We start from the raw sequence: 19718 nt of genomic DNA, 5'->3' as shown, positions 1-19718 counted from the left end.
ACCCCACCTTATCCGATCTGAGTAGCAAGAATACGTTTTTGATCTTTGTATTGAATATCGTATATCCTTTTATACATCCCATTGTTCTTCAATAGCTCATTATGAAGTCCTCGTTCTACAATTCTACCTTCTTCCAATACTAATATTTCATCTGCATGTTTTAATGAAGAAATACGATGAGCGATAATAATCGTAGTTCTGTCCTTCATTACTTCCTGAAGTGCATGCTGAATTTTAAATTCAGTTTCCATATCAACAGCACTTGTCGCATCATCTAAAATGAGAATACTAGGATTAATACAAATTGCTCGAGCAATGGCAATACGCTGCTTTTGACCACCAGACAAGCCCATACCTCTTTCACCTAACAACGTATCATATCCATCAGGCAGATCCATTATAAACTCATGTGCATTCGCACGTTTCGCAGCATCAATGATTTCATCCATGGTCGCCTCAGGCTTTCCATAGGCAATATTCGCTTTTATTGTAGATGAGAATAAAAATGATTCTTGTAATACAACACCAATGTTTTTTCTCAAAATATGGAGAGCGTAATCTTTTACATCCCTACCATCGATTTTAACAAAACCAGCTGCAGGGTCGTAAAATCTTGTTAATAATTGCGTAACACTCGTCTTTCCTGAACCAGTTGACCCAATGAGACCAATAACTCTCCCTTTTTCTGCATGAAAAGAAATATTCTTTATTGCAGCTGTATCCTCATCACTATACTCTAATGTAACTTGCTCAAACTCTATATTACCTTCAAGCTTTGCTGTAGTAATAGGTGTTTCAGCATTTTTAATTTCTTCTTCTGCCTCAAGAACTTCCAACAGTCTTTCACCAGAGGCTTTTGACTGTGAAAATAAATTAATTACAAACCCTAAGTTTGCTATCGGCCAAATAATGTACCAAACAAGGCTGAAAAAAGCTACTAATTCTCCAGGGTTTAGCTCTCCATTAATAACCAAGTTCCCACCATATGCTAATAACGCTACTACACATAGATTACCTATAAACTCCATTAAAGGAAAAAATTTAGCCCATACATTGGCTGTATGCAAATATTTATCCTTATAATCATCATTCGTTGTATTAAATTTTGATATTTCAAATCCTTCTCTAGACAAGGATTTCACTGTATTAATTCCACTAATATTTTCTTGCACTTTAGTATTTAGGCGGCCAAATGATTTACGGATTCCTCTAAAGGCTGGATGAACTTGCTTATCAAACTTATAAACCACAATTGCTAAAAACGGTAAAGCAGCAATCGTTATCATTGCTAGTTCTATAGAATAATAAAACATAACAGATAAGCTTACTGTAATTAAAAGTATGAGACGAATAAATTCTGAAATACCGAATGATAAGAAAAATCTAAAACCTTCAACATCTGCAGTTAATCTTGACATTAAATCTCCTGTTTTGGCGTTGTCGTAATAACGAAAAGGCAAATATTGCAGTTTTTCATACAGTGTATTTCGAAGATGATACACAGATTTTATGCCAAACATATCACCTAAGTACTGTTGAAAAAAAGTTGCAATACCTTTTATAATCATAATTCCAACAAAGCCTAAAGCCAAATACGGAACAGCTGAGTGTTTACCACCAATAAAAACTTCATCAATTGTATATTGTAAAATGATTGGATACACTACAATAATTCCCGTTACAAACAATGAAAAAAATAATGACCATAAGAACAGATGTTTGTATGGCCAGTAAAAGCTTTTAAGTTTACGAAAAGTTTCCATCTTATGACCTCCTAACTAACTATTGTTGTTTTTTTAGACGTATAAATAAATATACCGTGTTTCATCATATTTTTCTACTATTTTCTATTTTTAAAATTCTATTCCCAATAATGACAATAAAACCAATTAATAAAACTGGAAGTTATTCAAAACAAAAAGCCCAAAATATACTTCACTTTGGGCTTCTTACATGGTTATTATTATTCAGCTTTTTCCGACTCTTCTAAAACACGATTTACACGCTTTGTCAACATTTTCATACCACTTCCACCTGCTTGAAAATGTCTCAATTTTCCTTCTTTATCAAACACATAATATGCTGGAACATATTGATTTTCAAATGCATCCGTTAACTTATGATCGTTATCTACGAAAAGGGGCTGCGATATATCATGTTCTTGAGCAACTTCTTTTACCTTCTCAATATCTAAATCCTTTTCTGATCGTGGCATATGGACTGCTACAACATTCAATTTATCTTTGTATTCGTCACGGAATTCATTTATTTGAGGCATCGCTTCTTTACATAACCCACAACTAACTGACCAATAATGAATTAACGTTGGCTTATCACCTACAAGTTGCTCTTTTGTTACTTCACCATTTAGCCAAGTTGTTGCTCCAGTTAACTCTGGCATTTGTTCTCTTAATTTCATTAAATTCACTCCTATAAGAGCATGTTCAAAAAGGAAGATAAAAGGCGTAGTGCTGAGATAAGTGTTTTGATTTCTCCGAGTAACTTGTAGTCTCACATACTACAAATTAATATTTACGAGTACCAAGTTCAGGAAGTACTATTCAAAATGTCACTTACCGTGAAATATTACATCCTTCATCCAGACTTTTTGAACAGCCTATATTAATATAATTACAACGATGATGCTAAGGAAGGGTCTAACATATTCGTTAGACCCTTTCTTCTATATGTTGCAGTTGTAAGCACATGTCTATTTGCATTTAAAGTGTTGTTAATACTTAGTGAATTAAAGTGTCTTTTGACCTGGTTTCCAGTTAGCTGGACAAAGACCTCCAGTTTGAAGAGCTTGTAGTACACGAAGTACCTCTTCAACCTCACGTCCAATATTATTATGGTGTACTACTTGGTACATTAATTCCCCTTCAGGGCTAATAATAAATAATCCACGAAGAGCAATTCCTTCTTCTTCAATTAAAACACCATAATCTCTTGATACAGCGTGATTTAAATCTGCAGCTAATGGATAGTTTAATTGTCCTAAGCCGTTGCTGTCTCTTGGTGTATTAATCCAAGCCTTATGTGAATGAATTGAATCAGTTGAAACACCAATTACTTCAGCATCTAGATCTTCAAGTTCCTCATAACGATCTGAAATAGCAGTAATTTCAGTTGGACATACGAAAGTAAAATCCATTGGGTAGAAGAAAAGCACAGTCCATTTATCATTTTTCATGTTTTCCTCTAAACTTACTTTACCAAATTCTCCATTTGTTAAAACCGCGTCCATTTCAAAACGTGGTGCTTGTTTACCTACTAGACGTTCTGCCATATGTATTACCTCCAATATTATTGTAATTGAGAATTAATATGTTGAATTCTCACTAATGAATATCTTAACAAAAAAAATTATAATATACAATGTGTTTTTAGTCAATATTAAATTATAATTAATTTAAATAGATAGTTATTATATTTTTTGGTGCATCATTTATTTTCTACACATAATAGTTTATCAAACAAACTAACGGATGAAAAATATTACGCCCCGATAATAGTACTATCATGACAAATGAGTTGTTTTTTCTAACATAAATGGTCTTTATTCCATACAAAGAAAACTAGGAATAGTTTGATTTCCTAGTCCTCTTTTTATTTCTTTAATCACCTTAGCCTAATTTATCTTCCACCTTCTGACACACTTCATTTGCAGATAGCCCACTCGCTTCGATAACCGGGCCAGCTGTTGCTACATTATTCATTCCCATAAAGTTGGAGTCTTGCCCAGTTACAACACAACAATCACATCCTTGAGCGTCACTTTCCTGTTGTAACTGAACTACTTGATGTCCCTTCTCTTCAAGTGCCTGTTGTACTTGGGTTAACGATTGCTCAACTCCTACTTTTGCCATCAAAAACCACCTCCTCACATTTAATTTGGCTAACATCCAATAAAATATTCATTATAAAAGGGTCTAACCCCCTACCACTTAACTCGGTAATATAGTGGGGGTCAAACCCTGCTTGTAGTTAATATATTGTGTGATTAAGTTTATGGCTACTGGTATGGCTTGTTCGTTTGGCATGAGCTTTGCGTGATGTAAGCCATAGGGAGAGTCGACTCCTAACCAAAACATGAAGCCAGGAATATCCTTAATTAAATAACCAAAATCTTCACCTGTCATAGCCTCGGTGCATTCAATCATCTTTACGTCTGTCTGGTCGTTAACAAATTGCATGAACTCACGAGTTTTATCGCTATGGTTATTCACTTGGTAATAGTTCGATCCAAAGTCGATTTCTACTTCACATTGATACCCTATTTCAATCCCATTCAAGATAGATGTTATTCGACCCTTTACATCGTTCATTGCTTCTTCAGACAAAGTTCTAATCGTTCCTTCTAACCTTGCATTTTCTGCAATAATATTTTGTACTGTTCCTCCGGTAATTTTGCCAATAGTAACAACGGCACTATCAAGTGGATTGACATTTCTCGAAACGATAGATTGTAATTGAGAAACAAGTGCACAAGCTGCTACAACCATGTCATTTGTAAGATGCGGATAAGCAGCATGGCCACCTTTCCCCTTCAAATTAATAAATAATTCTGACGTATTAGCAAAAAGCAACCCTTCTTTTGTTGCAATCGTTCCAACAGGATACTCTGGCGCTATATGTAGAGCAAATATTTCATCTGGCTTCCACGCTTTCATTATCTCACTATTAAGCATTTCTAACGCTCCTCCAGGGCCTTCTTCAGCAGGCTGAAATAAAAAAAGAACGTCATCACGTATAGGGTGATTTACAATGTGAGTTAGCACGCCTAACGCAATACTCATGTGAAAATCATGTCCACACGCATGCATATTGCCTTTATGTTTACTTGAAAATTCATACCCAGTTTCTTCAGTAATAGGAAGCCCATCAATGTCAGCCCGATAACCTATCGTTTGTTGCGGATTAGTTCCGGCAACTTTAACGAATAAACCAGTTTTCCATTTCTTCATAACAAAGCGTTCAGCATTTAGAGTAGATAAGTAGTTAATTAAGTATTGTTGGGTTTTATTTTCTTTATATCCCAATTCAGGAATTTGATGTAAATCTCTGCGGATTTTTATAAAACGGTCCATTTCACTCAAATTTATACCTCCTTAAAACATAAGCGTGGACTTATTTGTCCACGCTTAGCATTATTTTTATGATTGTTTCTTTTCGTACTTAGATTAAGTACGTATACAGCGGCGTCTTTTCTACTTTTAACATTTTTGAGTTCTTACAAAACTCTTCATGCTGTGAATTCTTTGAGAATACGGCAAAAAAGATACGAAAAAGGCCTTTCTGTTATCACATTTACAGTTTTCTTAACTCTTGCATAATTTCAGTTTTTGATTTTGTTTTGTCGTCAATCTCTTTTATTACACGAGCTGGGGTGCCTGCTACTACCGTATTTGGACGCACATCATCAATAACAATAGCTCCAGCGGCTACTACTGCTCCTTGTCCAACAGTAACTCCTTCAAGAACGACCGCATTTGCTCCGATGACAACACCATCTTCAATTACAACCGGTTTTGCTGAAGGTGGTTCAATCACACCAGCAAGTACTGCACCTGCTCCGATATGACAGTTTTTCCCTACTGTTGCTCGTCCTCCTAGAACAGCATTCATATCGATCATCGTTCCCTCACCTATAACTGCACCAATATTAATAGAAGCTCCCATCATAATTACAGCATTGTCTCCTATTTCCACTTGGTCTCTAATAATCGCACCTGGTTCAACTCGTGCTTTTATATTTTTAAGGTTTAGCATTGGAATAGCAGAGTTTCTACGGTCATTTTCAATTACATAATCAGAGATCTTTTCTGTATTACTCTCTAGAGCAGATTGAATGTCTTCCCATTCTCCAAAAACTACTCCTGTATCTCCAGTTATAAATGTTTGAGAATTAGCACCAAACTCAAGACCTTCCAACTCACCTTTTATGTATACTTTTACAGGGGTTGATTTTTTACTATTTGAAATAAAAGATATGATCTCGTTAGCATCCATCATTTTCATAGCTTATACCTCCACAACTTTACTTGTTTAATTAGTTATTCTGTTATACTTTAACAGACAAAAGAATATGTGACAACTGTTTTAGAACTCTACAAAGTTACTGCTTTGAGTTCTTTATTATATCAATAAATGCTTGTACTTGTTTTAGCTGAAATGCAGATTCATAACCAAGTAACCATGTATCTCTAGTAATTGGACGGTCATTTTCATCTAATAATGGAATTCGATACATGTTAGAATCCCCATCTAGAGTAACAGATGGCAGGATGGCATAGCCAATTCCATGTAAAACCATTTGTTTACAAGTTTCAATTTGATCTACAACGATTGTCCTTTTAGGAGTTGTCTGAAATTGACGATGCCACCAGTTTTGTATTTCTTGATAATAAGTAGAGTCACTTTTAAATTGGATAAAAGGCCTTTCAGTTTCTAAAACTTGTTCAATTTTATTAATTTCTGTATCAACTAAATATAAAGTATCCGACAGTAGATGCTTTTTTACACCCTTCCACTCTGGATTACCTCGGATAATACCAATATGCACTGAATCCTCATACAAGCTTTTTAAAATATCACTACTCCACCCTGTTATTAACGATATTTTTGCATGTGGATAAGTATTGACAAACTTTTTTAACACACTCGGTAACCAGTGCTGTCCGATAATCGTTGCAACTGCTATTTTTAAAGTTCCGTGTATTTCTTGGTCTAACTTGTTGATCTCTTCTCGAACCTTTTCTTCATTTCTCACTACTTCCATTGCATAGTTTACAATTTTTTCACCAGCCGGTGTTAATGTTAATCCTTTTTGGGAACGAAGAAAGATTTGAGTATCCCATGTTTTTTCTATAGAATGAAGCCTTTGTGACAGCGCAGGTTGAGATACAAATAACTTTTCTGAAGCTTTACGCATATTTAATTCTTGAGCTAACACAACTAATAATTGAAACTCTGAAAATTGCATGTTCATACCTCTAACTCAGTTTTTCTTATCGCTTCAATAGATGAAATATCAGCGAACAATGCTATTTATTTAATTTGTGAACGTGGCGATTTAATTGTTTTAAAATAGCTCTTCGGGTAAATATTCCTTCCAACGTCTCATCATCATTTTGTACGCACACAAACGGGTGATTAACGACCAAATTTAAACCTTTAGTTAAGGAATCACTTACATATAATCTTGGAATATCACTATTCATGACGTCTTCAACTTTCATATTTTCAAGTTGCTCAAATTCAATTCTTTCTAAGCCTAAAATAGCATCAAATATCATCGTAGAACTTATTAAGCCATGTAAACGATACATTGGGTCCAATACAGGTACTGCTGTATATCCAGACTTTGTTAATACTAACAAGGCATGCTCTAAACTATTCCCTATTTGTACATGGGCCACTTTATCAGCTGGAATAAGTAAATCCTTAATGTTTGTTTCTAAGAATTCACTACTGTGTAAGCTTATCATTGCTGATCTTCCCCTTTAACTATTCATTTTCCTTTTTATTGTATCACACTATTAGCAATAATACTTTATGTAAGAGCTGTTGCTTAACTACTTTGTATAGCGGTTTGCATAACAAAAAGCAGCGTAAGAATCTGGTTTAATTTTTGCTTCTATTCCCATTGCAGTAATTCTCCCAGTCATTTCATGTATCAATTCCTTTGTCATACCTTTTTTACCGATATCTAAATGAACTTCTAATCGAAAATCAGCCCCTTTATCAATATAAGGTAAAATAACCTCCGATAACTCTGTTACATACTTTGTCGTAAAATCATAAGCAATTTCTTGGCTTAAACTAGTTTCTAAAGATATTTTTTCCCGCAAACTTCGAACCGGGCGAGATAAATTGTAGTTTTTCAAACATCCCCAAGCACCTTTACCCACCCTATGTAAGTGAATAGCGGTAATAAAACGAGTAATTTCTTTATGAATATGTGAATCTGTGCCTATCGACAAAACATAAAGCGAATGGGGGTCACTTTTCATAAATTCAGTGATTCTACAGATAACTATTTCAAATGACATATTCGTTTCCGATATATTGTAAAACATGAGCTTATCATTCATTTGTTATCCCACCCCTGGCATTATTTACTATAATATACGTAGTCTTGGATGAAATAGTTCTATAAATTAATGCTTATAAATAGAATGGTTTATTTCGTAAAACTCTTTTCGTAGTATTGCTGCATTTTTTCTTGAAAACTACCAGTAAAATAAAGTTTTAATCGATTGTTACGTATATTTAAGTAAATGATGTCTACGAAATATTTCTATTGTCTATAAAGTAGAAAAGATGACTCGAACGTTTGCTGTATTCGTGTTTAGACTCTTATTACGAAAAGCAACAATGAATGCGACTAGAGCCAAAAAAAGAACCCTCTTTAAAAGAGGGCTCATCCTTTACTTGTTTCAATATTGCGTGCAACAAAATTACATTTAGGGCATGTATAAATAACATTTTGATTTGATTGGGCTGTTAAAACAGAAGCTATCGTTGATGTTGATTTACATTGTGGGCAAACGACAAAAATATCTGGAAACAATCAACCACCTCCCTGAATATATATTACCGATAATTTTTTACAATTACTGAATTAAGTCAAATATCTCTATTGCAATCATGTCAATATTATCAAATTGGTATCGCTTAGACTGTTCTCCTTTTTCATAAACCTCCAGCTCAAAAGCATTATTATTTTGAAAGAATTTAACACTGCATTTTTTTTCTCCTTCCACTTCAAAAAATCGCTGGGATAAATCTCCCTGCAACGTATTTTCGCGCAAACTATTGAGACGATTTATGATTGCTTGTAATTGTGACATCATATCGCTCTCCTTTACTACATGGGTTATTATATATGTTTTACTATCAATGAAATTTTCATCACTATTTTTCATGATTTATCTTTCTGAATTTTCTGTTCATTACTTTACTTATATAAATAAAGCACATACAATAAAAGGTATTAAATACTCTTTTTGCAAAGGGGAGATATATAATTGAGTAAGCCTGTTCAAATTTTTGATGACATTTTTTTAATTGATGATTTTGATTTAGGAATGCAGGAAAGGACTGGAACTTATGTAATTAAAACCGATAAGCCAACGATAATAGAAACTTGTGCTAGTCCATCGATACCATACATATTGAAGGGTTTGGCTGATATAGGCGTTGAACCTGAAGAGATTGTTTATATAATCGTTACCCATATACATCTTGATCATGCAGGAGGAGCTGGATTATTATTATCACATTGTCCAAATGCTAAAGTTATCGTACACCCTAAAGGCGCAAGACATTTAGTTGATCCATCCAAATTAATAGCGGGCGCTAAGGCAGTCTACGGTATGAATTTCAATACATTATTTGACCCAATTGTTCCCATTGAAGAAAACAAAATTGTAATTATGAAAGATAAAGAACAACTTCAAATTGGCAAAGATCGAATGTTAACTTTTTACGATACACCTGGCCATGCAAATCATCATTTCAGCATTTATGACCCAATAAGTAAGGGAATATTTACAGGTGATACTCTAGGCATTTATTACAAACAATTAAGTGAGCTAAATATCTTGCTGTTCTTACCTTCAACATCTCCAAATCAATTTGACCCAAAAAAAATGTTACATTCTGCAAAAGTGATTAAGCAACTAGATATAAAAGCCATTTATTTTGGACATTATGGCATGACAACAAATGTGGAGGAAGTAATCAATCAACTTCATTATTGGATACCAAAATTTATTGATGCAGGAACTAAAGGTATTAACAAAAATAATGAACATAAAGTTCAAGCAGTAACTGAGGAACTATTTTCAATGATTTCTGCTTATCTTCACGAGCAAGGAGTTCCCGAAAGCCATCCGATTTACAATATTATACCTATGGATATGTCAGTCTGTGCAATGGGAATTGTAGATTATTTAGGTAAGAATGATTTGATTGAAGATATGTCCCATGAAGGATGAGCTACATGTGTACATATGTTACAATAGAGGTCGACAAAGCTGTTTACATACTTTAGCAATCTGTTAAACTATTTCTAAACAAATAGAATAGTTTTATCATCATTGCTAAAGTATAAGAAACCAAGATCCCTATATCTTAACCTGAGCACAGCTTATAACAATACGTCAGGAGGCCTATGATTTGTTATGAGAAGCATCACTGTATATAGCCAACCAGACTGCCCACCTTGTGAGGTTGTTAAAAAATTTTTGGCACACCACAAGATAACATATCAAGAGATCGATATTACAAAAAACAAACGTGAAAAAGAACGTTTAATTAATGAATATAAAGCCTATTCTACACCAACAATTATTATTGATGATGAAATTGTAAAAGGTTTTGATCTCACAAAATTAGCTAATATACTTAATATAGAAGAATAGTCGTGAGTCTGTTGTAACGTGGGTTATACAAAACAAACAAGGTGGATAGTCTACTCCACCTTGTTTGTTCTTTCAATTTCGCTAATTCGATACGGTTTACTCTCGCTACTTTCAATCTCCGCAATTTTCCATTCACCTTCTACCTTGCTAAGTGTAACAATTTCATAATGGTCAGGACTTGTAAATAAGATGTTATTTTCTTCTAAAAAATATTCATAAATATATATTTGTTGCAATTGTATGTCGTATATTACTACTGTTTGATCTGTATACGAAAAGAATGGAATGTAATAACGTGCAATATCGGTTCCAAGAGTTATGTAACCATCTTCTTCTTGAACAACATTCTCACTAATAAACTTATTCATAAATTCATCATTAAAATACGGTGAGAGTAACTCAGTGATTTCTTCATGTGTACGATAATCTTCACTTAAGGAGACTTGTGTGTTAAAGGCATCTTGGAGATGATTAATTATGTTTTCCTTAGAGGGGAGTGTATATAATTGCGTATCTTCAACAGAACAGTACAACAAGGCGATAGACAGCAACAGTTGGGTGAAGTAATTGACCAAATAATTCTCCTTTCTTAACTAGATTTTATAGTTAATATCATTGTATCAACAAATATGACTTAATTTAGCATAAATCGTTCGTAAATATCCATAATATTTTGACATTTTTCTCTACACTAATGTTGTTTTTTTCTACATAAACTATAGTGGTGCACACAAAAACACCCTATTCTTGAAAACCTTATTAAGAATAGGGGTTAATAGAAGACTTGGCTTGGTTACCAATTTGTGTTTACAACTAAATAATTCAAATTGGATTGGCTGACCAATTTGTGTTTACAATTAAATAACTCAAATTGGAATGGCTGACCAATTTGTGTTTACAACTAAATAACTCAAATTGGAATGGCTGACCAATTTGTGTTTACAACTAAATAACTCAAATTGGATTGGTTACCAATTTGTGTTTACAACTAAATAATTCAAATTGGATTGGTTACCAATTTGTGTTTACAACTAAATAATTCAAATTGGATTGGTTACCAATTTGTGTTTACAACTAAATAATTCAAATTGGATTGGTTACCAATTTGTGTTTACAACTAAATAATTCAAATTGGATTGGCTGACCAATTTGTGTTTACAATTAAATAACTCAAATTGGCTTGGCTGACCAATTTGTGTTTACAATTAAATAACTCAAATTGGCTTGGCTACCAATTTGAGTTAACAGCTAAATAAATCATATAGGCAACAACCAATCCAAGTGCTATTAAATATGCAATAAAAATAGGATTTCTCATAACTGGGTGATCTTGGACCTTTTCATTTAATTCCGGGTCATACTCATCTTGTTGCAATTTTAATGCCCTTCCTAACCTGTAGGTATAGATTAGACCGATCGTTAATATAAGGATCGAAATAATCATCAGTATAAATGTTAAATTATTCACTGAATCACCACCTTCACACATCCTTTTTTTACTTTCTCACAAATAAGTTATCTATATTCAGACGTATTTTTTATGGTGATATTTACTAAATAAAACTAGGGATATACCAAAGAAATTATTCGGTATATCCCTTATATTCACATCTATTTGTTATTTTTTTCTTAAAATGGAATTTGATTTAAATACTGGCCACCATCCATTGTCACACATTCACCATTAATATATGCAGCATCTTCTGATAATAAATAGTATGCCAAGCTAGCTATCTCTTCAGGTGTTCCTAATCGACCTAATGGAACACTTTGGAGTGTACGCTTTGCTGCTTCTTCAGAAATAAACAATTTCTCAGCTCCACCTGTTCTTTCTATCGGACCAGGTGCGATAGCATTCACTCTAATCCCGTATTTTCTTCCCCATTCAACTGCTAAAGTTCTTGTCATTGTCAAAACTCCAGCTTTTGCACATGCAGAATGAATAACTCCAGGACCTGCATCCCAGGCATATGTGGCTACCATATTTAGGATACTTCCTTTTATCCCTTTATCTATAAAATACTTTCCAACCTCTGAACTACAATAGAATGTACCGTTTAACACAATATCAATGACTGCATTCCAACCATTTACAGATAAATTTTCTGCTGGAACTAGAAAATTACCTGCCGCATTATTTACTAGTGAATCAATTCTACCGAATTTTTCATCAGTTTCTTTTACCATTCGTGAAACATCTTCAATATTCCTGACATCCATCTGTACTGTCAACACTTGTCCGTCAAAGGTTTCTATTTCTTTTTTAACTTCATTAAGTTTTTCCACATTTCGCCCTGTAATGACAACATTCGCACCTTCTTGAGCAAATTTCATTGCCATGTATTTACCCATTCCACTAGAACCGCCAGTTACTATAACTACCTTATCTTTCATCATGTGAACCCCCTTTTAAAATGAATGAATGTCCATTCATTTTAATCATACCATGTCTTTTCTAAATTTTCTAATCTTTTAATTAAGTTTTTAGAAAATAATGTATGTTACTATTCTATCTTTTTATTCTCCCTGCTAACAAGTATAATAAACATAAGATTTATATAGATTTTATTTGTATTTATAGGTAGGTTGAGAAATAAAATGACACAGAAGCAAACGAGAAGAACATTTTTAAAACGCTCATTTTCTATCACTGTTGGTAGTTTGTTAGCAACCTCATTAGGTTATTATTATGCAAGGTATATTGAGCCGAAACAACTGTCTATAGTCCATCAAAATATATCCCATCAACTCATTCCAAACAATTTTGAAGGTCTAAAAATTGTTCAATTTAGTGATTTACATATTGGATATAACTATAATTTGAAGCAACTTCAAAGTGCAGTGAATAAAATTAACGAAGAAAAACCAGATATAGTATTATTTACAGGTGACTTAATTGATAGTCCTATGACGTTTAAAGATGCTGATAAAATACCAGCAATTTTAAAAAGTATTAAAGCTCCACTAGGTAAATTTTCTATATACGGCAATCACGACCATGGTGGATATGGATCAAATCTTTATCTTGAAATTATGAACAAAGCAGAGTTTACATTGCTAGTAAATGAATCAACTATTATTAGTTTACCTGATGGTAGTCAAATATGTTTAGTAGGAGTTGATGATTTATTACTAGGACATCCTGACTACGATAAAGCTTTGAAAAATGTTCCACAAGAGCTCTTCACGATATTATTAGCACATGAACCAGATGCTGCTCAAGTGACATCAAAATACCCAATTCATCTTCAACTATCTGGCCATAGCCATGGAGGGCAAGTACAGCTACCTTTTTTTGGTCCACTAATTACCCCTCCACTAGCAACAACATATGTTGAGGGTTTTTATGAAGTAGAAGAAAGCAATTTGAGTGTCTATGTAAATCGCGGTATTGGGACAACACGACTCCCATTCCGTTTTTTATCAAAGCCCGAAATAACTGTTTTCCATCTTAATGCTTAATAATAGACTAGAGCCTGTTGTTAGCATTGTATTCTAATATGAGTACTTAATGTTTTACCGTTATATATAAAACTCCTATCCTGACGTGTTCTCACTAATTGATAGGAGTGATAACATTCTAAAACCAGTTGACCCCTAAAGAATATAAACCAATACTCCCTATAAACGTTAGTAGTATATATAATAAGCTACCTACATATTTTTTCTCTAAGATTAATTCAACTGCCTCCACGCTGAAAGTTGAATACGTAGTAAGCGCTCCAAAAAAACCTATTGTTATGAACGATTGAGCATAAGGATATAAGCCCGTTATAAAATGAACACTGATACCTAGACCGAAAGAGCCAATCCAATTAACAATGATCATTGCAACGGGGAACCCAAAATGTTTCTTTTTTTTTGAAATGAGTAAACCGATACTATATCGGCTCATTGCTCCTATCGCTCCCCCAAGCATGATTGACAAAATAGTCAACACTACATCACCTTCCTATCACTTATCTTTTTACTCCTCGTCCAATTACTATCCCGATAAAAGATAATATTAAGCCTAGCAATAACGTTAAACTTATATAAACAAACATTACACTTGAATATTGCTGAGTATTTAAAATATATATATCTGCTGCGAAAGCAGACATTGTTGTAAAACCTCCACAAAAACCTGTTCCAAGACATAGTTTGATATTGCTTTTCATTTCATATCTTGCCGTTAGTCCTGATAACAAGCCTAATAAGAAGGAGCCTACCATATTTGCAATAAAAGTAGCAATTGGAAAAAAGTCATTTCCAAGACCAACTTGCAATAAATAACGTATACTTGCACCCAATGCCCCTCCAATTCCGACAGACAATATTTGTGTTAAATAGACGAACATCTAATCACTCCTATATTATAAAAACTTGTAGATAGATAAAATATAGGCTTAATCCTCCACCACAGCTTGTAAGTAATCAAGCTCAACTTCCGCTTTTTTCCCATATGATGAAAAGAATGAACGATAGGAGGCGGATGAAATATGTATCCACATCATTTTCAACGTTATCAAAGATTCCCATTTCTCCCCTTTTTAGCTGGACTTGCGATAAGCCCTTATGTTTTTAGACCACCATATTATCCTCCTTATTACGGCGGCTATCCCTATGGCGGAGGATATTATTATGGGGGAGGTTACGGAAACCCTTACAGTTTTGGTTATAATTATCCTTATTCGTATAGAAAGCACCCTTTAAATTAGGATGTTTTCGCATTAAATGTTGCTTTTCGTTAAAGACTATAAAAATCACATCGTACACATCAGTTAATCATAATCTTAAAACTAAAAGAGATTAATTAAGTTTACGAAAAGAGCCTTTAATTAACACTCTCAAACAATTGCTGCCTATTTACCAATATCCAAGAGGACTTAAGTGTCCTCTGGACTTGTTCAGCCACACTCCCAAACGATAAGCAGAAAGATAAATTCCTATAAATAGTGTACAATGTGAGTAATTTATTTTACCATTAAGCATAAACAACTTTCTCGATATATCTTTTTTTTTGCAAATTCATATACAAAATGTATAATGGTATATATATACAAGCTAATTAATTTTAAATGCTCTTTTCGTAAACTAGAAGACAAATATGTCGTTTTACGAAACAGTCTTCGTTTTTAAAGAAGAAATGACGACAAATTCTAGCCGTATTGAATATTCAACAATCTATGCTAAAACAGCTATTTTTAAAAGATAAATGAAAGGTGATGACCATGAATAACTCAAATGAAACTCCTCCACTGAAACCTACTATTAATAACCTCACTAAGGCTATCTTCATTGTAAACCGTCATGCTAAAACAGCTACAAACCCTAAATTTTTGTATCTGCTAAAGCGGAAGGCTCTGCAAAAACTGGTAGCTGAAAAAAAGGCGGAAAAGATTGGCCTTCACTTCTCAAGAAATCCTCGAAACAGCATTCAGCAATCAGATGTACTCGTGTCTGCTGGTGAATATTTTTTCCATATGCCCCCTACAAAAGATGATTTTTCAAAACTTCCACATCTTGGGGATTTAAATCAATCATATCGTAACCCTAAAACGCATATGCCATTGTCCCAGGCAAAAATGCTACTTCAAGCCTACGTCGGTGTTAAAGAAGATCATACAGATAAAGCACCTCCATCTTCTCAACGACGTAATAAACCAATTTTTAAAAAACTTGGACAAAGTTATTTTTAAACAGCTCTTTCAGTAAACTTTGTTACTATTTGTACGATTGTAGAACACAGTTGAAGAAGTGTTATACAAGTTTTATCTATTTTAACAAAGGCTTTTATCGCAAACTCTGTTGCTATTGTTATTAAATTAGTATCTTAATATGTGGTTTTATACGTTAGTCATCGAAACAAAAGATGCCACTAGCGCTAGATGTATACGTGTTTATATCTAAAAACAAATAGTAGCAATCCAATGCAAAAACATTCTTAATAAAAAAAAGCTGACATTTAGTCAGCTTTTTTTTAAGGCTTCAAGCTTTCGATAAACTCTGCAACCTTTTGAAGTTCTTCATCAGTTCCATTAAAAATGCCTGGAGGCATTGCCCCTTGTCCGTTAATCACAATATTTGTAATTTCATCAACAGTTAAGCCTGTATCAATAAGTGCTGGTGCTGCAGATCCACCTAACAAGTCATTACCGTGACAAGATAAACAAGTATTTGCCTCTAATAATTTATAACCTTCAGCATCAGTATCTACCTCAACATCAGGTACAATAACAATTTCTCCTTGCTTTTTAGCTAATTCCCAATCATGCTGATCTACAGATTCCCAAGTTAAGAAAGTAATTGCCGCGATTGATAATAGCATGAATCCTGTAGCTAAAGGTCTTTTAAGAGGACGGCGCTCTGGTCCTCGGTCTAAAAATGGCGCGAGCAATAATGCACCAAATGCTAATCCTGGCATAATAAATGCACCTAATACTGTATACTGACTAGACGCATAAGTATATTTAAGTAATTGATATAAGAATAAGAAATACCAGTCAGGCAGTGGAGTATACCCAGTATCAGTCGGATCCGCCATACGCTCTAAAGGCGATGGATGGGCTACTGTTAAGATTAGGTATGCGGTAAGAAAGACTGCTCCTACCATCCATTCTTTCAATAAGAAGTTTGGCCAAAATGCCTCGGTTTTCCCTGGGTATTCCGAATAATCTTTCGGGATATTCGGTTTACGCATTTCTACCGCTTTCACGCGGGAATCACCTACAAATTTCATCCCTTTTCCACGATGCATATTCAATTCTCCCTCCTTTGTTTAAGGTATATACAATTATTCATATATTTTATAGTGGACCTGAAATTCCTTGCTTACGGATCATTAAGAAGTGGGCTCCCATCAATCCAAGTAAAGCTCCTGGTAAGAAGAATACATGAATAGCAAAGAAACGGGTTAATGTTTGTGCCCCTACAATTTCACTGTGTCCAGCTAATAGTGTTTTTAATTGTTCACCTATTAACGGTGTTTGTACTGCTATTTCTAGTCCTACTTTAGTAGCGAAGAGCGCTTTCATATCCCAAGGTAATAAATAGCCTGTGAATCCTAATCCTAACATTACAAAGAATATTAAAACTCCAACAACCCAGTTAAGTTCACGTGGCTTTTTATATGCCCCTTGGAAAAATACTCGTAGCGTATGTAAAAACATCATAACAATAACTAAGCTAGCACCCCAATGATGCATTCCGCGAACAATTTGCCCAAAGGCTACTTCGTTTTGTAAGTAATAAACCGATTTCCATGCATTTTCAATATCTGGAACATAATACATCGTTAAGAACATACCAGATAGAATTTGAATGACAGTAACAAAAAATGTCAAGCCACCAAAGCAATACACAAATGCTGAGAAATGATGAGCTGGGTTAACATGCTCAGGTACTTCATGGTCAGCTATATCTCGCCACAAAGGCGTAATGTCTAATCGCTCATCAATCCAATCATAAATCTTGTTTAACATTAATTACGCCTCCTTTCGTGGTTTTGCTTTTCCTAGATATAACGTCCCGTCCTCTACTTTAAAATCATACACATCTAGCGGTGCCAAAGGTGGTGTACCAGGTACATTGGTTCCATCCTTCGTATATAGACCAAGATGACATGGACAGAAGAAGTGGTTAGGATTGCTATCATCTGTATTCCAGTCTACAACACAGCCTAAATGCTTACATATAGGTGATAATGCGACGATTTCATCCTTTTCATCTTTATACACCCAAGCTGTATAAGGAACCTCTGACTCATACCATGCATCAACTTGATCGACTTTAAAAGAATACGATTTCGGCTCGTTTGTTAAATCTGTAACTTGTGCAACAGGAAGCATTTCTTGTTCTTCCGATGGTCTAAGTACAGGGTCAACTGCGAAGCGAACCATCGGCATTAGCATCCCTGCCGCCATAAATCCACCGACACCAGTAAGAGTGTAGTTCAAAAATTGTCGTCTAGAAACTCGGTGATTTTTCTCGCTCATATTTTTCCCCCCTCTAAACATTGCTAGGTCCTTCCCGGACATACATTATACACATATAAAACTAGGACATACTCATGATATATCAATATGCCAATGAGGTCAATATTATCATTCTCTTAAAACATGTCAACTATGTGTCCTACTATAGAGATTTATTTGTTTTTTTCTCTCCACGTATTAATAAAAAGTGGAATTAATTGATTTACTTGTTCTTTCATCATTGTATTGTAGGCTTCGTCATCTAAATGTTCAAGTGGTAAGGCGGGCAACCAGATTAACATATCTTCCATTATAGATTCAATTTGCTTCCATTCACTATCACTTGTCAAAATAAAGATATGCTTTATGCCATTAGCTTTTAATTCATTACACCACGTAAACAACTTATTTTTCTTCGTTTCTATCTCCTCATCTTGCATGTATGTAAACTGTGGTAATAGCAATAACCTTCCTTTAAATTGGCGCTCCAACTCATAAGTAATCATTCCTATGAATTCTCCCATAGTTACAGTTGACTTGATATTTGAACCTAAACCGAATGGTATTAGTGGAATGATAGCAGAATCAACATAGTCTGCCGATTTCAAATACATGTCAATATCATTGATTGTCCATCTCAAAATTATCCCTCCATCATTCAGTCTGAAAAACTAAATTTCCTTACTAGCAAAAAACATATCATAATTACATTCATAAGAAAACTACAAATAAAAAAAAACCTTGCTAAATTATAACGCAAGGTTACATACAATAAAAAAGTTCATAAAATGTTCATATTTTCTTTAAGATTTCAGTTAATCGGTTAAATTCATCTTTATCATCACAGTCAAGCGCTTCATCAATCAGCTTTAACAGTTTGTCTTTTTGAAACGATTGTATAGAATCCTCTAAAAACCTTTCAGCTAAAATGCGGTCTTTCTCATTGATATGCATCTGTTTTGGAATATATGGATTTTCCTCTAAAACAGCAGCATAATTGGGAGAATGTATGGATGCTCGAAAGTTTAGCTGTATATAAATCTCCTCTTCCCGGTTTAACCTTATGTCATGAAAGGATTTTTCAGCATCTGTTGTCATCACATTTTCTTTATAAAAACGAAAGGGAACATCATCAACACAATGTGTTGACATAATAATTCCTCGAGGGCAATATTGCGATTGTTCTACAAAATGAACGTGTTTCATTAGTTGATCATGACTCATTAAGTAGTTTAAAATCCAAACACACTCTCTTCTTTTTAATTGATAGTTACTTAAGAACCAACGAATAAAATCTTTTTTTTCATTAACAGAAACAGGAATCGCCATACTC

At 34.1% G+C, this 19718-nt stretch carries 26 protein-coding genes; 4 read left to right on the top strand and 22 right to left on the bottom strand.

The features are described 5' to 3' along the window. Positions 1–8 precede the first annotated feature (8 nt). From SLH48_RS03795 to SLH48_RS03745, 11 genes are all read right to left on the bottom strand, one after another. On the bottom strand, positions 9–1763 hold the full coding sequence (locus tag SLH48_RS03795; protein WP_320257066.1) for an ABC transporter ATP-binding protein: 1755 nt from the start codon (positions 1761–1763) through the stop codon (positions 9–11). A 200-nt stretch (positions 1764–1963) separates the two neighbouring features. Beyond that, the gene (locus tag SLH48_RS03790; RefSeq protein WP_214480012.1) at positions 1964–2419 is read right to left on the bottom strand and encodes a TlpA family protein disulfide reductase; all 456 of its coding nucleotides are present in this window, start codon (positions 2417–2419) and stop codon (positions 1964–1966) included. Between the two features lie 327 nt (positions 2420–2746). Further along, positions 2747–3289, bottom strand: a complete 543-nt coding sequence (locus SLH48_RS03785; protein ID WP_214480013.1) for a peroxiredoxin — start codon at positions 3287–3289, stop codon at positions 2747–2749. Between the two features lie 337 nt (positions 3290–3626). Next, on the bottom strand, positions 3627–3869 hold the full coding sequence (locus tag SLH48_RS03780) for a YkuS family protein (RefSeq protein WP_214480014.1): 243 nt from the start codon (positions 3867–3869) through the stop codon (positions 3627–3629). A 78-nt stretch (positions 3870–3947) separates the two neighbouring features. Then, positions 3948–5090: an N-acetyldiaminopimelate deacetylase gene (locus SLH48_RS03775; RefSeq protein WP_413785388.1), complete on the bottom strand. Its 1143-nt coding sequence runs from the start codon at positions 5088–5090 to the stop codon at positions 3948–3950. A 220-nt stretch (positions 5091–5310) separates the two neighbouring features. Next, entirely contained in the window at positions 5311–6021 is a 711-nt protein-coding gene (dapD, locus tag SLH48_RS03770) for a 2,3,4,5-tetrahydropyridine-2,6-dicarboxylate N-acetyltransferase (protein ID WP_320257064.1), read from the bottom strand. Positions 6022–6118: 97 nt separating this feature from the next. Then, on the bottom strand, positions 6119–6985 hold the full coding sequence (locus tag SLH48_RS03765; protein ID WP_320257063.1) for a LysR family transcriptional regulator: 867 nt from the start codon (positions 6983–6985) through the stop codon (positions 6119–6121). A 61-nt stretch (positions 6986–7046) separates the two neighbouring features. After that, positions 7047–7490 carry a cyclic-di-AMP-binding protein CbpB gene (gene cbpB, locus SLH48_RS03760; RefSeq protein ID WP_214480018.1) on the bottom strand — a complete coding sequence of 148 codons (444 nt, stop codon included), beginning with the start codon at positions 7488–7490 and terminating at the stop codon, positions 7047–7049. A gap of 87 nt (positions 7491–7577) precedes the next feature. Next, positions 7578–8096, bottom strand: a complete 519-nt coding sequence (locus SLH48_RS03755) for a ribonuclease H-like YkuK family protein (RefSeq protein WP_320257062.1) — start codon at positions 8094–8096, stop codon at positions 7578–7580. A 329-nt stretch (positions 8097–8425) separates the two neighbouring features. Further along, on the bottom strand, positions 8426–8575 hold the full coding sequence (locus tag SLH48_RS03750; RefSeq protein WP_320257061.1) for a hypothetical protein: 150 nt from the start codon (positions 8573–8575) through the stop codon (positions 8426–8428). Positions 8576–8618: 43 nt separating this feature from the next. After that, on the bottom strand, positions 8619–8855 hold the full coding sequence (locus SLH48_RS03745) for a YkuJ family protein (RefSeq protein WP_214480021.1): 237 nt from the start codon (positions 8853–8855) through the stop codon (positions 8619–8621). 177 nt (positions 8856–9032) lie between these two features. On the opposite strand from SLH48_RS03745, the gene SLH48_RS03740 reads away from it, so the two are divergent. Together SLH48_RS03740 and SLH48_RS03735 are read left to right on the top strand one after the other, a co-directional pair. Then, positions 9033–10004 carry an MBL fold metallo-hydrolase gene (locus SLH48_RS03740; protein WP_320257060.1) on the top strand — a complete coding sequence of 324 codons (972 nt, stop codon included), beginning with the start codon at positions 9033–9035 and terminating at the stop codon, positions 10002–10004. 186 nt (positions 10005–10190) lie between these two features. Beyond that, a complete protein-coding gene (locus SLH48_RS03735; RefSeq protein WP_320257059.1) occupies positions 10191–10430 on the top strand; it encodes a glutaredoxin domain-containing protein in 240 nt (79 codons plus the stop codon). 50 nt (positions 10431–10480) lie between these two features. On the opposite strand, the gene SLH48_RS03730 is transcribed toward SLH48_RS03735, so the two are convergent. The 3 genes from SLH48_RS03730 to fadH all read right to left on the bottom strand — a co-directional run bounded on the left by SLH48_RS03730 (position 10481) and on the right by fadH (position 12824). Further along, positions 10481–11005, bottom strand: coding sequence for a DUF3993 domain-containing protein (locus SLH48_RS03730; RefSeq protein WP_214480024.1), 525 nt, complete (start codon positions 11003–11005; stop codon positions 10481–10483). Positions 11006–11658: 653 nt separating this feature from the next. Beyond that, the gene (locus SLH48_RS03725) at positions 11659–11898 is read right to left on the bottom strand and encodes a hypothetical protein (protein WP_320257058.1); all 240 of its coding nucleotides are present in this window, start codon (positions 11896–11898) and stop codon (positions 11659–11661) included. A 161-nt stretch (positions 11899–12059) separates the two neighbouring features. Continuing rightward, positions 12060–12824, bottom strand: a complete 765-nt coding sequence (gene fadH / locus SLH48_RS03720; protein ID WP_214480026.1) for a 2,4-dienoyl-CoA reductase — start codon at positions 12822–12824, stop codon at positions 12060–12062. A 204-nt stretch (positions 12825–13028) separates the two neighbouring features. Here fadH and SLH48_RS03715 point away from each other — a divergent pair, with 204 nt between their 5' ends. Then, positions 13029–13892 (top strand): metallophosphoesterase, encoded by an 864-nt coding sequence (locus tag SLH48_RS03715; protein WP_320257057.1) that lies wholly within the window; start codon positions 13029–13031, stop codon positions 13890–13892. A 118-nt stretch (positions 13893–14010) separates the two neighbouring features. Here the strand turns inward: SLH48_RS03715 and crcB are convergent, their stop codons facing one another. From crcB to SLH48_RS03700, 3 genes are read right to left on the bottom strand one after another with little or no spacing between them, the layout of a single operon-like run. Next, a complete protein-coding gene (gene crcB / locus SLH48_RS03710; RefSeq protein WP_320257056.1) occupies positions 14011–14367 on the bottom strand; it encodes a fluoride efflux transporter CrcB in 357 nt (118 codons plus the stop codon). A 22-nt stretch (positions 14368–14389) separates the two neighbouring features. After that, a complete protein-coding gene (locus SLH48_RS03705) occupies positions 14390–14770 on the bottom strand; it encodes a CrcB family protein (protein ID WP_320257055.1) in 381 nt (126 codons plus the stop codon). A gap of 48 nt (positions 14771–14818) precedes the next feature. Then, the gene (locus SLH48_RS03700; RefSeq protein ID WP_320257054.1) at positions 14819–14941 is read right to left on the bottom strand and encodes a hypothetical protein; all 123 of its coding nucleotides are present in this window, start codon (positions 14939–14941) and stop codon (positions 14819–14821) included. A 702-nt stretch (positions 14942–15643) separates the two neighbouring features. Between SLH48_RS03700 and SLH48_RS03695 the strand changes: the two genes are divergently transcribed. Then, complete coding sequence (locus SLH48_RS03695) at positions 15644–16111, top strand: YkyB family protein (protein ID WP_320257053.1); 468 nt, start codon at positions 15644–15646, stop codon at positions 16109–16111. 281 nt (positions 16112–16392) lie between these two features. Here SLH48_RS03695 and SLH48_RS03690 read toward each other — a convergent pair whose 3' ends face one another. From SLH48_RS03690 to SLH48_RS03670, 5 genes are all read right to left on the bottom strand, one after another. Continuing rightward, the gene (locus SLH48_RS03690) at positions 16393–17169 is read right to left on the bottom strand and encodes a menaquinol-cytochrome c reductase cytochrome b/c subunit (RefSeq protein ID WP_214480424.1); all 777 of its coding nucleotides are present in this window, start codon (positions 17167–17169) and stop codon (positions 16393–16395) included. A gap of 49 nt (positions 17170–17218) precedes the next feature. Next, on the bottom strand, positions 17219–17893 hold the full coding sequence (gene qcrB / locus SLH48_RS03685) for a menaquinol-cytochrome c reductase cytochrome b subunit (RefSeq protein WP_214480031.1): 675 nt from the start codon (positions 17891–17893) through the stop codon (positions 17219–17221). Positions 17894–17896: 3 nt separating this feature from the next. After that, positions 17897–18406 (bottom strand): ubiquinol-cytochrome c reductase iron-sulfur subunit, encoded by a 510-nt coding sequence (locus SLH48_RS03680; protein WP_320257052.1) that lies wholly within the window; start codon positions 18404–18406, stop codon positions 17897–17899. A 152-nt stretch (positions 18407–18558) separates the two neighbouring features. Continuing rightward, the gene (locus tag SLH48_RS03675) at positions 18559–19026 is read right to left on the bottom strand and encodes a YpiF family protein (protein ID WP_214480033.1); all 468 of its coding nucleotides are present in this window, start codon (positions 19024–19026) and stop codon (positions 18559–18561) included. 151 nt (positions 19027–19177) lie between these two features. Continuing rightward, positions 19178–19714, bottom strand: a complete 537-nt coding sequence (locus tag SLH48_RS03670) for a ReoY family proteolytic degradation factor (RefSeq protein WP_214480034.1) — start codon at positions 19712–19714, stop codon at positions 19178–19180. Positions 19715–19718: the final 4 nt, after the last annotated feature.

It is taken from the genome of Cytobacillus sp. IB215316, from assembly GCF_033963865.1.
Lineage (GTDB): Bacteria > Bacillota > Bacilli > Bacillales > SM2101 > Nanhaiella > Nanhaiella sioensis.
This window is presented reverse-complemented; position numbering and strand designations above follow the sequence as displayed.